The sequence below is a fragment of the Vallitalea guaymasensis genome, from assembly GCF_018141425.1.
GTDB classification, from domain to species: domain Bacteria; phylum Bacillota; class Clostridia; order Lachnospirales; family Vallitaleaceae; genus Vallitalea; species Vallitalea guaymasensis.
Map to the genome: position 1 here is coordinate 985,940 of NZ_CP058561.1, position 14,646 is coordinate 1,000,585.

Genomic DNA, 14,646 nt, shown 5'->3' on the forward strand with positions numbered 1-14,646 from the left:
TACAAAATTTAATAGTTTAGTATGGTAGAGGAGCATTTTACATTAGTAAGTAATTTGATTTGTTCAGGCAAAAGTGATAATTATTGAAAGGGTAAGGTGCCGAAGAAGAAAATACCTGTTTTATTTTCTGTCTGGGTATATAGTCAATAGCTATATAACTGTCATATATATTATTATATATGGGGTGCTACTTGTGACATTTTATTTGATTATTTCACAGTCGGCACATAACGCCGACTGTTTTTTATTTAAATCTTATCCTCCACTAATTACTGAAATATTAAACAAAAATTTCAATTATTTTAGTTAATAGCAATATAATATATTAAGTAAGTAATAGAAATAGGAGGTCTGATAATCATAAAAATAAATTTCCACATGAAATCGTAAATATTTGCTTACCTTATATTGATGTTTTGGTGAAAAACAGATATACTAAAGTAGAATAAAAAGCTATTTTGAGCATTTCATATGCTTTAGAAATAGGACTTTTCTATAAGATAAACATGAGTGACTATGTCACGTAAAAGATTTCAAGGAAAATAGTAAGTAATAATAAAATGTAAAGTTTATAGATGTAGGTAAATAATTTTGTATATAAAATCTTAGGAGGTTGTTATATGTCTATTTTTACAGGATCTGGTGTAGCGATAGTAACACCATTTAACGATGATATGAGTGTTAACTTTGAAGGGTTAGAAAAATTAATTGATTTTCAAATAGAAAATAAAACTGATTGTATTGTTATCTGTGGTACAACTGGTGAATCATCAACACTTAATGATGAGGAACATCTTGAATGTATAAAAGTGGCAATAGACAGGACTAATAAAAGAGTACCTGTCATAGCTGGAACTGGAAGCAATGACACTAAGCATGGTATTGAATTATCTAAGAGAGCTGAAAAGCTTGGTGCTGACGGTCTATTGCAAGTGACTCCTTATTATAATAAAACTACTCAAAAAGGATTGATTAGACACTTTTCTTCTATTGCCAACAGCGTTGATATCCCTGTTGTATTATATAATGTACCATCAAGAACAGGTCTTAACATTGATGTTGATACTGCAGTAGAATTATCAAAAGTAGATAATATCGTTGCTATAAAGGAAGCTAGTGGAAACATAGGTCATATTACTGAATTAGTTGCTAGATGCGAAGGTAATCTTGATCTATATTCTGGTAATGATGATCAGATAGTACCTCTACTCTCTCTAGGTGGTAAAGGTGTTATCTCCGTAGTAGCAAACATTCTACCAAAAGAAACTCATGACATAGTAGCCAAGTTTTTAACTGGGGATGTAAAAGGAAGTCTTGATCTACAACTTAAATTACATGAATTGATTAAATCACTTTTCTGTGAAGTCAATCCGATACCAGTAAAAGCTGCTATGAATTATTTAGGTCTTCCATCTGGCCCATGTCGCTTACCATTAACAGATATGGAACCAGCTAATAGATTACGAGTTGAGAATGCAATTAAAAAATTAGGAATAACTATCTAAATCATTAAAACCACTGAATACATTTTGATTCAGTATTCAGTGGTTATTTATATACTATGGAAAAAACTACTTTTTTTCGTGGAAAGCTTTTAAAATGAAAGGAGTTTTACAATGACTAGAATTATAATGCATGGTTGTAATGGGAAAATGGGACAGGTAATTTCTAAAATAGTAGAAGAAGATAATGATGCCTCTATAGTAGCAGGTATTGATATATCTGATCATATTGATAACCCCTACCCTGTTTTTACTGATATTAACACTCTAGATGTTGAAGGAGATGTTATAATCGACTTCTCCACAGCCAAAGCTGTACCTTCATTAATCGACTATGCAAAGTCTAGAAAAATACCTGTTGTTTTATGTACAACTGGTCTGAATGATGAACAAATCAATTTAGTTAATGAAGCTAGTAAAGAGATTGCTATCCTTTTATCAGCTAATATGTCACTTGGAGTTAATTTGATACTTAACTTAGTAAAGAAAGCTGCTCAAACCCTTACCTCAGCAAATTTTGATATTGAGATCATCGAGAAACATCACAATCAAAAGATTGATGCTCCTAGTGGTACAGCATTAGCTATTGCTGATTCAATCAATGCTTCTCTCAATAATGAATATTCCTATACTTATGATAGATCTAAGGAAAGAGTTAAACGTGATTCAAAAGAAATAGGTATACATGCTGTTAGAGGTGGTACAATCGTTGGTGAGCATTCAATTATTTTTGCTGGAAAAGATGAAATAGTAGAACTTAATCACAGTGCCTTATCAAAAGACATTTTTGCTGTTGGAGCTGTGAATGCTGCTAAGTTCTTAAGCCAAAAATCTGAAGGTATGTATGATATGCAGAATGTAATTGAAGGTAATTAAAAAAAGTAATATTACGTCAGCAGATTAAACGTCCATGTTTAAAACTGCTGATTATTATTTTTAAGGTATTCATAATATTTTTGTAGGATACCAGGGTTAGAATCCAGGAACTTGATGAACTGTTCAATATTTTTAAGAACCATTGGTCTAACATAATGTTCCATTAATTCTGTATCCTTCAATATGCTATCTTCAACTCCAATAATATTAAGAAATTTTTCTATGACCATATGTCTGTGATATAGAAATTCTCCTATCTTCTCCCCTTTTTCAGTGAGATTTATTAATCCGTATTTTTCATAATTAACTAATCCTATTGAATTAAGTTTCTGAACAATTTTGGTTGATGACGAAGGTCTTACATTGAGATTACTAGCAAGTTGATTCATTCTTACATAATTTTCTTCTTTACATATTCTATATATCATTTCCAGATAATCTTCCATGCTGGGGGTTAGATAATTATTTTCTCTATTGAGTATCTCATAACCTCTAAATGTATAGAACTCTGATAAATTGATGGTTATCGCCTCCCTAAGTCTAATTTATTATTTTTTTACTAGATTTATTCCTCTTCAATATATACATTCCAATCTCCAATATTATTTTTTAGTGATTAATTTAAGTTATAGTTATTATTGCAAAAAATTTTTTTGTACTTGCACCAAACAGGTTTTATTAAAATATATTATTCTAAATGAGTTAAAAAAGTTTCTTACGGCTAACTTTATAAGTTATGTTCAAATTAATAAATATATCCCTATAAAAATTATGATTGAGGTGATTTGTATAAATAGTAACATAATGTCACTTGATAAACTTATGATAGGAAAAAATTGTAAGTTATTAAGATTACAAGCTGATGGGATCACTAGAAGAAGATTACTTGATTTAGGATTAGTAAAAGATACTTTTATAAAAGCTTTGTATAAAAGCCCTTGTGGAGACCCTGTAGCATATGAAATTAGAGGGTCAGTTATAGCATTACGCTTAGAAGAAGCATCTAAGATAATAGTAGAATATATTCCTAAGAAGGAGGAGTCTATTTAATGGGACTTACTAATCAATCCACTGGTCTAAAAACTCTAAGAGATAGTTTTAATGTAGACCTGCAATCTCCAGATGATATAGTCATTGCTTTGGCAGGTAATCCTAATACAGGCAAAAGTACAGTTTTCAACTCCCTAACAGGACTAAAACAGCATACCGGAAATTGGCCGGGAAAAACAGTCACTAATGCTAGAGGTACATTTACTCATAAGGAACAAAAATATATCCTCGTAGACCTACCAGGTACGTACTCCCTTTTATCAAACTCTGTTGAAGAAGAAATAGCCAGAGATTTTATATGCTTTGGTAAACCTCATGCTGTAGTAGTGGTTGCAGACAGCACATGCCTAGAAAGGAATCTCAATCTAGTAATCCAGATACTTGAAATTACAAGTAATGTTATTCTATGTGTTAACCTAATTGATGAATCCAAGAGAAAAGGTATTGATATAGATTGTAGAAAATTATCTGAAGAACTTGGAATTCCAGTTGTTCCTACTAACGCTAGAAGGGGTATAGGTCTTGATGTATTAAAAGATAGTTTACATAGTATGATTAGAACAAAAGAAACTCTATCCCCTATATCTATTAATTATAATAAGCAGATAACTGATGCTGTTGATGAAATATGTCCTCTTATATCTCCTATACTCAAAGATGATGTTTTAGATATGAGATGGACTTCGTTAAGATTACTAGATGGAGATAATTCAATAATACAATCCATAGTAAAATATCTTGATATTGATTTATCCACTCATAATGAAATCATGGATAAGATAGAAACCATTAAAGAAGATCTTGAAGTAGTTCATCACATGAATATTAATAATCTTAGAGAGAAAATTGTATCTAGTATAATTGAAAAAGCTGAGAAAATAGCCGATAAGGTGATAACAGAACATAAAAAGCAACATAGAGATTTTGATAGGAAAATTGATAAAGTCATTACTTCCAAAGCACTTGGAATTCCAATAATGCTTTTACTACTTGGAATCATATTCTGGATAACAATTATAGGTGCTAACTATCCTTCATCATTGCTATCAAACATGTTTTGCAATGCAGAATTAAAACTGACAGAGTTCTTCAACTGGATTAATGCTCCTTCTTGGCTCCATGACGTACTTGTTTTGGGATTGTTCAGAACTCTAGGCTGGGTAATATCTGTTATGCTACCCCCTATGGCTATATTTTTTCCGTTGTTTACTCTATTGGAAGATCTGGGATATCTACCTAGGATAGCTTTTAATTTGGATTATTTTTTTAAGAAATGTTGTGCTCATGGTAAGCAGGCATTGACCATGTGTATGGTTATACTAAAACTGCAAAAAAATTTATTCATAATTTTTTATGATCTATAGCATTAAGTATAGCATTAAGCCTACCAATTAAGGTAACATCTTTGTTTTTATATAGTTCTTTGTTGATATTTTTTTCTATACAATTAATTACTAATTGTGTATAATAACATTAAATATAATCTATATAGAAAGTTGTGTGAAAAATGAAGAATAAATATTTAATATTAATAATATTGATATGTTTATTAGTATTTTCTGCCTGCTCTAAGCAAGTAAATAATATACAGGAAGAAAATACTAACATTACTAATGAAAATAAGAAAACAGATGATGCAAAAAATAATCAACTACCAGAAACAAACATATTAGAATCTGATGACAATCAAGCTAATGATGTAAATAATAATGATAATTGTAAAGATGATATTCAAATACAATTGATTAAAGAAAATACACATGCAGAATATAAATTTTTTTCTCCAGATAAAAATAACTTTATTCTTGAAGTATTCTATCCAGATGAAATTATTGACCACGGACACGTTAAAACAAAATTATATTTAAATAGTTTAGATAATTACATTTCAGATGAAGAATACATGAATTCTACACATAAAGAAAATAAAACAAGTGTGATTTGGATTGACAATAGTAGAGTACTACTTTCAGGAACGGATATATTAAATATTAATAATAATTCTATTGAACATATTGACTTTACAGGTATACTTAAAAAAGATCAGTGGATTAATAACTATAGAATAAATACATTAAATACTAAAATAGCATATGTTTTATCTGGCAAAGATAATATAGAGGAAGTTTATATCTATGATATATCAAACAAAAAATGGAGCCTAATCTATCAACAAGCACACAATTGGGAAACTGGCACCCCATATGGAGCAAGTATTTTTCAAATTTTTTGGGACTACGAAGATCATTTATATTTTGATACATCAGACATTGGCAAAAATAATAGAATTGTAAAATATAACCTTTCTACTAAAGAAACACATATTTTTAAAGATAATTATATATTAGAATCATGTTCTCCTCTAAATAAATACTTTATTTTAAATTATTTTGATGAAAAGAACTATGTAAACAAATCCGTGCTACTAGATATCATCAATGATAAAATAGTTTATGAATTTACAGGAAATTATTGTTGGTCAGATGGTAAATATTTAACTTTAGCAATTGCTAATAGTAACTCTATCTCTATACTTTCAATAGATAATAATATGATACTCAAAGAAAAACAAATTGATGGTTTTAATATTGGCTATATAGATTTTTACGATAAGCACTTTCATTTATATATGTCCAAAAAAGTTTTAGGTGACTTTGGTAATATATACAGAGTAAAGTATTAATATAACATTTAAACTCCTTAGTAACATCATCTGAGTTTACTAAGGAGTTTATCTCTTAACACTTTTATCTAGAACTCTTTATAGTTATTTAAGATACACTGTCCCTCAGAATTAATAACCTTTTCTGGATCAAAATATCTTGCTGAAAAACCACTTAAAGATGTGAAATCTTTATACACTACACCATGCTCAAAATATTGTTTATTACCATTACTATCTTTATTATATCCTGGAGTATCTGCCCCATTTGTTTTTGCTAAATATATACCAAGATGCAAATGGGCTCGATATCCCTTACCGTTGTTTCCAGTTCCTCCCATAACACCAATACTTTGCCCAGCAGATACGCTTCCGCTACTTACTAACCTAGAATCTAAATGAGCATAAAATGAATAAAATACCTTACTATTTAATGTATGCTTGAGTTGAACAACATTCCCATTCCATGTTGTATACCCTGAAAATACCACATCACCATCATAGATTGCTTTTACATCTTTAGTAGATTTCACTAAATCATTACCCAAATGCCCATAATTTCCTTGTGTAGATACACCATTCCATGCTAGAGTTTGTGTCCAACCATTAGATAGGTAATCATAGAATTTTATTTCTACTGGTGAAATACATAACTTCATGGAATCAACCCATGCACGTTTTCGTTTACCCCCACTTACATTATATTCAATAAGAGCATAGTTATTTTCCTTTTTTGAATACAAATAGTAAACTTTTTCTCCTTTGCTTATTGATCCAGCATTTACATATCTACTACTTGATGGACCACAATAAGTGTCTGTTCCATGATTACAATATCTTGTCTGTTTATTTACATAATACGTTGAAACACTTCCTGACACTTGAGAAACCGCACTTTTTCTAATATACATTCTTTTTCTTTTTGAACCAGCTGGATATTCAATATAATACCATGATCCTTCCGACCATAAAATAGTTACTGAATCATTTGGTCCTGCATAACTGTTATCTGAAGGATAAGAGGTACTTGGACCATAATATACTGCTGTTTTACTTATTACTTTTCCTGTTGCCATTTTAAAACTTCCTTTCATTAATTAATTTAATTCTGTAATCGCGAGTACATTAATAATAGAGATAATTTAATATATATATGATTAAAGCTAAATTAAAACATTTTTATAAATTATCTATAATACGTACGTAAAGCCTATGTTTATTGGCTTGATATAATATTAGCATATACTTTTACGACATTACCACGACATATTGCAATTTTATTTTGTTAAAATTTTTAAATAATTTTATATATTTACTACCACGGTAATGTATTATTCATAAAAATAGCCAGTAACGTATTAATTAACGTTACCAGCCATGTTTCTAAAATTTTTAATTGTTATACTCTATGATAATCTGATTATTCTTCTTTCCTATCTCCAACTTATCCATACCCTGGATACAATTTTTTAACTCTTTTAACTGGTGCATCTCAAAGGAATTGTCATTAATCATAATAGAATTATAGGTATTAGAATAAACAATCTTAACTGATTTAGTTATTGATAAACTATAGCTTTCATAGTTTTTCTTTTTACTATTACTATTTTGTTTTATTTCACCATTAAATACTAATTCTGTACTTGAATCGCTTTCTTCAATACTTATCATCGAATCACTCTGATGAAAACCTGAAAGCTCATCTATTTTGACATCATCAATATATATATTAATATAGCTTTGGATTACTTTTGCTCCATTCCCATCTTTACCTGGTATCATTGTTGATTTTAAGTAAATAGTTTTCTTATTGTTTTTTACTGCTGAATCATCACTTATACCGATAGTATGTCCTTCTCTAAATATATTTATAGGATCACGATAACATAAGAATATTAATATTCCAATAGTAATAAATACAATTTTCTTTAATAATCCTCTTTTAAATATGCTAGTATTAGAAATACTATCATCTTTTAAATAAGAAATATTTTCATTATACATTTTCACATTATCTTGTTTTGTTGCTGCTGTTTCTAAATTTGTAATAGTAAAGTCTTTTTTAATCAGCTCTTTTTCGAGGTCATCTACCTTATTCTTATATTGCTTTTGAATAGTTTTAAGTTTTCTATCTTTCTCAATTGTCTTTTTCTTTTCATCTTCTATCTTCTTTTTAAGCACTTGTATATCTCGTTCATATTCTCCACTTGGTTTTACAATTTCACTTGATCTGATATGCTGATTTTTAACTCTTGTCTGATTTTTAGTGGAATTTGTTTTCTCAATAATTTTATTTTGAAAATTGCTAACATCATTAAATGAGTTATCTATTAGCCTATCTATTATTTCTAACGCTTCAGGAGCAGTATATTTATCCATATTAGCTGTTATTTTTCTAATCCCAACTATTGTCTTCATCTTATTTAAAAGCTGTTCACCATATAGCTTATAACGATTTTTCGAATCCTTTTCAATATTATATTCACGGCTGAGTTCCTGATAAACTTGTTTAATAACTTTTACATTATCATATTTCTTTGCTTCTTCTTTATATATAATCATCAGACTATATTTAGCTCTAGTCATAGCTACAAATGTAGACTTATGATAAGTGGATGCTTTATCGTCTTTTATACCACACAAGATAACGTGTTTAAATTCTAAACCCTTTGCACTATGCCTTGTATATATAAAAGCTTCATTATCCTCAGGTTTACAGTCTTTTTTATCGCTATATAACTTAACTTTTGAATATTTATCTTCTTGAAATCTTTTTACATACTTTTCAATATCTTCATTTTGATTAATAATAATAGCTATATTATTTGCTAGTTCTCCTCTCACTAATAAATACTCTATATGATCCTTAATTATGTTATATTCGTCATCATCGTCTTTGGCTTCCTTTAATATAGGCATTTCACCACTTCTAAAGTGTTCTTTTATCTTTGTACTATAATTACTGTTATATTTATTCTCAGATAATTGTGCTTTTAATTTTTCATTTTTCAGGAAAGTATATGCAAATACAAAGATTTCTTCTGTTGTACGATAATTTCTAGTTAATAGATCAACTTTTTTTTTGATATCAATAACAATATCTTCCCCATCTGGATCTAGATTATGTTGTCTTCCATATACATTTTGTGCTCCATCAGAAGCAATAACAATTATTCCATCTTTCTTAAGAGAGTCTTTAAGTTCCTTCAACATACCATTGTCAAAATCTTGACCTTCATCAACTAAAATATAGTCATATTGACCTTTTTTTTCCTTCCAACTCTCATAATAGTTTAATTCTATTTGTTTATTATATTTTAATTCTTTTGTTTTAGCATAAATATGAGATTTTATACATGAGTTAAAGTAAATTAAAAGTATCTTTGCATTAGGCTTATGGCTTGCTATGTATAATGCTTTTGTTTGAAGTACTATTGATTTACCTGTTCCTGCATTACCTCTTATAAGTTCATGCTCAGTGGGAATACTTTTTGCCATAAGTATTTGATCCCATTCTAATGCTTTAAAAATTGGTTCATCATCATCTATAATAAATTGAGGATAAATGGCACTACTAAAAATTTTAACATCTTTATCAGTCATATCTCTTGTAAATGTATGATAAAATTTGTCTTGTAATAATTTTATGTAATCATTATTTGCATCAGGTATATGATATTTACCCTGTTTATCTCTTCGTCTTCTTGTATTACTTTTAAGTGATTGCAATTCATCTTTAAAAATAATATCTTCGGGTTTTAATATGTCAGATATTTTCGTACCTCTATTATCTTTAAATTCCATATATTCAGAATAAGTAATATTACAAAAACAAACTACTTTATTAACTGGATAACCATATATATATTTATCTTTAATAATGTTTAATAGTTCATTGCTGTACTCTTGGGCTTGAACTAATGGGTTTTTTACATTACTTCTATTCTTTAAATTGACTGATTTCTTATCAAATCTTCTAATATAATCAAGGTCCCAGTCTTTTACTTCAATCACCATTACCCCTATTTTTTTACCAACAACAATAAAATCGGGTTCTTTATTATTTACATTTATTGTATAATAGACTATATAATCATCTGGCAATTTATGCAAGAAATTTAGAAGCTCTTTTTCTCCTGGAGTCATATTAGTTGTAATATATTGAGGTATAATCTTAGCCAAAATCTCCACCTCATTTCATGTTTGGCTGCTTAATTCTTTTAATACATTACTTCACTTTTTATATTTTCAGATTTCAAACATCTATTTATATCATCAAATATAATCAATAGTTTTTCCATACTTTTACTCAAGATGAATCACCGTAATACTACTCATTTGATGGTAATAATGCATCAAGTACTTTATAAATATCTACTAAATGTTTATCATAAGATGCAGTATAGCTACCTGTTATTATTTGAATATTTTTACTTTCAAATTTTAGTGCTTTAATATCATTTCTTCTGTGTTTCCAATAAGTTATGAGTGAATTTTTATCTAAAACATTTAATATCAAATTTATATCAAGTACATAATCTCTAGACAAATGTGCTAATAAATAATCTAAAAAATGCGTATAGTTAGTTGTACTATTATTCTCTGCTTTAAAACAAATTTCAAATAAATACTCATTAAATTCTTTATTTATGCCTTTACTATCTTTGTTTCCACTAACATCATAGTATCCGCAACCAATTCCTGTATCATCATTTATGGTATTTCCTAATTGATAAATAATAAAAGATTTCATTTTAAATTTCAACAAAGAAAATTCATTATTTATTCCTTCACCTTTAATCTTATTAGAACTATTATATCCACCTACATCATTCAGTGTAAGCTTATCTATTTCATCAAAAATATTTTTTTGTTGCTCAATATAACGAGACTTAAAAGTCATAAAAATATTTTGAGATATCTCACGCATTTCATTTTTAACAAAATCTTTATTAATATCTTTAACACTTATTTTAGGATTTATATGGTTAACTAAAGCCCTTGTTAAATTAAATATATCTAATCCTCTACTTTCATGACAAGAAATACGAAAATTCAATATATCATATAGCGCTAAAACACCTTTTTCTTCTTCTCCTAAAATGTTTAAAACCCCTTCTTCCTTAAAATCACCTTCCCCAAAAATCCATTCTGCAATTTTAGCTATATTTTTATCTGTATTATCATACTGCTTTATATTTTTATCAATCCAGCCTATATCATTAAGTAATTTAACGATAAATATAATTAATGTTTCTCTAAAACTTCTAATTTTTAACAATGAATATTTGTTTAAGTTCTTAAGAGCGTAACCAATTATCTCTTTTGTTTTTTTATAATTAGTTATTTCATACACATTATTAACTAAAGTTCTCCAGAATTGTTCATGAGTATCTTCACCATTTTCAAGAGAAAATTCTTTACTATTAAATAAATCTTCAATAGTTTTATTTAATAATAATTCATGTACACAATTAACATAAAATCTATACTGTTCAATCTTAGCAGGAAAAGATGTATTGATTATAAGATTCAGATATCTTTCTAAATTTCTATTGTTTCCATTCCATTCTGAACCATTAAAGCAAGCATATGAAGTCAATATTTCTTGATTGATAGTTTTATCCTTAATTCTTTGAGTTACATTAAAAACTTCATCTAAAATAAATTTTTGATTTTCTGAAAGATTTCTTAAGTAGTTTTCGTACAAAGATGAATTTTTATATTTTTCCTTATCCTTAACCAAAACTGAAAAAAATCCATTTTTGCCTGCAGTTTCAGTATTATAAATAGTTCTAAATATATTAGGATAATTGATATAAATTAATAATAAATTAGTAAGATCTTTTTTGTTGAAATCACAATTATCAAAATCAGTTTTTTCAATATTAAGTAATAAAATTGTATTTATTAGTCTCTTAAGCTTTCTAGCATCACCGATAAAAGGCAAATAACGGTAATAATCATTAGACTCAAATATATCTTTAACCCCTTCTATAGCTTTTGATATAAGAACTGGATCAGCCATAATATTTTCTGATAAACTTTCATCTTTTTTATCAATAAAATATTTTAGCAATAATTTATTATCTAAAAAAATACTAGTTTTTACATTAATGAATTTCTCTAAGAACTCCATTACATTCTCTGTATCAAAATTTGTTTTTTCAAGTTTACCAATATTCTCTGTATCATAACAAAGTACATAAGAAATATTAGATAGGGTAAAAGCTTTTTTTATTACAAAAAGCATCTCTTTAATAGCCGAAAAATTTAATCTGTCTAAATCATCAATTATTATTATTATTTTCTTATCTATATTTTTTAACGCTGATTCCAATCTCTCAAAAATATCATCTATTGATTGATTTACTGATGGAAGTTTAAATCCTAATCCCATAACAGAAAATGATGGTTTAGAATCCTTTATTATTTTAGCATATTGTGAAATAAGCCACTCAATCTCAGGAACAAAAATGTGATTTTTGATTTCATTAATTAACCCAAATATAAATTTATCTAACATTTTTTCTTTATTTTCGTATCTTAAAGGATTGAATGTATAAACTATTATCTCATCCTTGTATTTTTTATTCCAATATTCTTTACAAAGGTTAACAAATGTTGATTTTCCTGTTCCCCATGGAGCATCAATTCCAAAAACCAAACCTTCTGATGAGTTTTCATTATAAACTTTCTCACAAAAATTATCAGCCTTATCTGAGAAATTAAATTTATCATCACTTCTACTTTCAACTTCTTTGTCACTCATAAAAAGTGAGTTTTCATTAAGCTTCGTTACTAAACTAACTTGTTGATTTCTTAAGAAAAATGAGACGCAAAAAATAATAGGCAACAAAACCAAAGCCATAAGTTGTGGGAAAGCCAATGTTCTAAGTAAATTTTCAAAAGAAATCGTACCAAAACCATCAAAAACAAATACTAGGATTCCTCCCCAAACCAAAAAAATTAGCAAATCTAACCTTAAACTTTTTATAAGTACTTTCATTTTCTTGCAATAATTTCTCATGTAAAGATAACATATAATTATTAAATAATATAATACTCTAATGATCCATATTAGACATTCGTTATTAGGTAAAAAAGGGAATTCCCAAAACACCTTATCAACTACAGTAACTAAAATAAAAAGCTCAGAAATTAAAGCCCCAACAAAAAAAGATTTTAATAGCATTGAATAATTTATATATGTATACTTGTTTTTTTTACTATGTTGTCTCATGATAATCTCCTCATTTTACATTTTTCTAATAATTAAAATTTTATATTATAAACAAACTATGCAAATCTTTTATATAATAAAATCTTTATTTTAAACTCCCATCTTCTAAATATACTGCACCATCCTAAAATATGATATCAAATTATCTGTTTTTATGCAATAAAAAATAACCTATACGCTATTTAATAGGCATAGGCTTAATATTAGTAATTTGTTACTATTAATTCTTTATATTCCTGCTCTTTATCTTTATACTTAGTATGTAAATTATGAGGTCTTCTAACTTCTTCTATATTGTAATCTTTATATAACTCTCTTATAAACTCACAATCATTATAAGATAATAAAAATTTACCTTTAACCTGCTCTAACACTTTTCTAAGCCTTATATGATCCTCTTTTGAAAATTGTACCTGATAATATTTTTCAGTTCCATAATAAGGTGGATCAAGATAGAAAAATGACTTAGGCTTATTATATGTTTTTATCACATCTTCAAAGTCCCTGTTTTCTATTACCACCTTAGATAATCTTTCTTGTACTATTTCAAGATATTTAACCACTGTTGGTATATCTTTCTTAACACATCCGTAACTATGTAATTTAGAACCATAACTTGTCTTAATCAGCATAAAAAAACGGGCTGCTCTTTGTATATCAGTCATACCTGCAGTGTTATAACTATCTTTAAAATCATTAAATAACTCTCTTGAATTCAAGAAGAACTTTAGTTCCCTTTCCACTTCTGGACAATGGTATTTTACACACTTAAATAAATTCACAAGATCACTATTAAAATCATTATATATCTCTGTCTCTGCATGTCTTTCTGAATGAAATAATACCCACCCAGCACCCCCAAAAACCTCTATATATCTATTGAACTCTGTTGCAGGAAACCTTTTTACTATTTCTTTCTTCAAGCTATTTTTACCACCCATCCAACTTATAAAACTTCTCATTGTAATCACCTCCTGTATAGTTCTAGTAGTCATCTTTAAGAATTTAAATTAAACTTCATCTGACATATGTATCTAATTCCATCTTAATCTACCTCAATTACATTTTACTAGTTACCTTTACGACATTACCACGACAAAAAAAAGAGTTTTTTCTAATACAGAAAGAAATTTCTATTACAAAAGTCTCTTTTAAAATTATCTCTTTTATTCCACTAATAATGTTCTGAATTTGTCAACTAACATTTAATTCGTGATTCTATCTTCACTAAACATGTATTTAATTAATATTTTTGCCTATTAATTGACTATAGTATTCCCTTACCCCTAATGCTTTCTTCGTTCCCCTTTACG

10 protein-coding genes and 1 riboswitch are annotated in these 14,646 nt (G+C 27.8%); of the genes, 5 read left to right on the forward strand and 5 right to left on the reverse strand.

Features of this window, described 5'->3' with window-relative positions; genetic code table 11:
- The first annotated feature begins 17 nt into the window (after positions 1-17).
- Positions 18-198: riboswitch (Lysine riboswitch) on the forward strand.
- A 422-nt stretch (positions 199-620) separates the two neighbouring features.
- Positions 621-1,505, forward strand: coding sequence for a 4-hydroxy-tetrahydrodipicolinate synthase (gene dapA, locus HYG85_RS04410; protein WP_212692451.1), 885 nt, complete (start codon positions 621-623; stop codon positions 1,503-1,505).
- A gap of 111 nt (positions 1,506-1,616) precedes the next feature.
- Positions 1,617-2,378, forward strand: a complete 762-nt coding sequence (gene dapB, locus HYG85_RS04415) for a 4-hydroxy-tetrahydrodipicolinate reductase (protein WP_113671877.1) — start codon at positions 1,617-1,619, stop codon at positions 2,376-2,378.
- Between the two features lie 38 nt (positions 2,379-2,416).
- Here dapB and HYG85_RS04420 read toward each other — a convergent pair whose 3' ends face one another.
- Positions 2,417-2,824, reverse strand: a complete 408-nt coding sequence (locus HYG85_RS04420; RefSeq protein WP_193774385.1) for a metal-dependent transcriptional regulator — start codon at positions 2,822-2,824, stop codon at positions 2,417-2,419.
- Positions 2,825-3,182: 358 nt separating this feature from the next.
- Here HYG85_RS04420 and HYG85_RS04425 point away from each other — a divergent pair, with 358 nt between their 5' ends.
- From HYG85_RS04425 to HYG85_RS04435, 3 genes are all read left to right on the forward strand, one after another.
- Positions 3,183-3,428: a FeoA family protein gene (locus HYG85_RS04425; protein ID WP_244971277.1), complete on the forward strand. Its 246-nt coding sequence runs from the start codon at positions 3,183-3,185 to the stop codon at positions 3,426-3,428.
- Entirely contained in the window at positions 3,428-4,792 is a 1,365-nt protein-coding gene (locus HYG85_RS04430) for a ferrous iron transporter B (protein ID WP_212692453.1), read from the forward strand. Before HYG85_RS04425 ends, HYG85_RS04430 begins: the two co-directional genes overlap by 1 nt.
- A gap of 143 nt (positions 4,793-4,935) precedes the next feature.
- Entirely contained in the window at positions 4,936-6,111 is a 1,176-nt protein-coding gene (locus HYG85_RS04435) for a hypothetical protein (RefSeq protein WP_212692454.1), read from the forward strand.
- A gap of 68 nt (positions 6,112-6,179) precedes the next feature.
- Here the strand turns inward: HYG85_RS04435 and HYG85_RS04440 are convergent, their stop codons facing one another.
- From HYG85_RS04440 to HYG85_RS04455, 4 genes are all read right to left on the reverse strand, one after another.
- On the reverse strand, positions 6,180-7,166 hold the full coding sequence (locus HYG85_RS04440) for a M23 family metallopeptidase (RefSeq protein ID WP_212692455.1): 987 nt from the start codon (positions 7,164-7,166) through the stop codon (positions 6,180-6,182).
- A 316-nt stretch (positions 7,167-7,482) separates the two neighbouring features.
- The gene (locus tag HYG85_RS04445) at positions 7,483-10,272 is read right to left on the reverse strand and encodes a 3'-5' exonuclease (protein WP_212692456.1); all 2,790 of its coding nucleotides are present in this window, start codon (positions 10,270-10,272) and stop codon (positions 7,483-7,485) included.
- Between the two features lie 148 nt (positions 10,273-10,420).
- A complete protein-coding gene (locus tag HYG85_RS04450) occupies positions 10,421-13,333 on the reverse strand; it encodes a KAP family P-loop NTPase fold protein (RefSeq protein WP_212692457.1) in 2,913 nt (970 codons plus the stop codon).
- A 203-nt stretch (positions 13,334-13,536) separates the two neighbouring features.
- Positions 13,537-14,295, reverse strand: coding sequence for a DNA adenine methylase (locus tag HYG85_RS04455; RefSeq protein ID WP_212692458.1), 759 nt, complete (start codon positions 14,293-14,295; stop codon positions 13,537-13,539).
- Between the last annotated feature and the right edge of the window lie 351 nt (positions 14,296-14,646).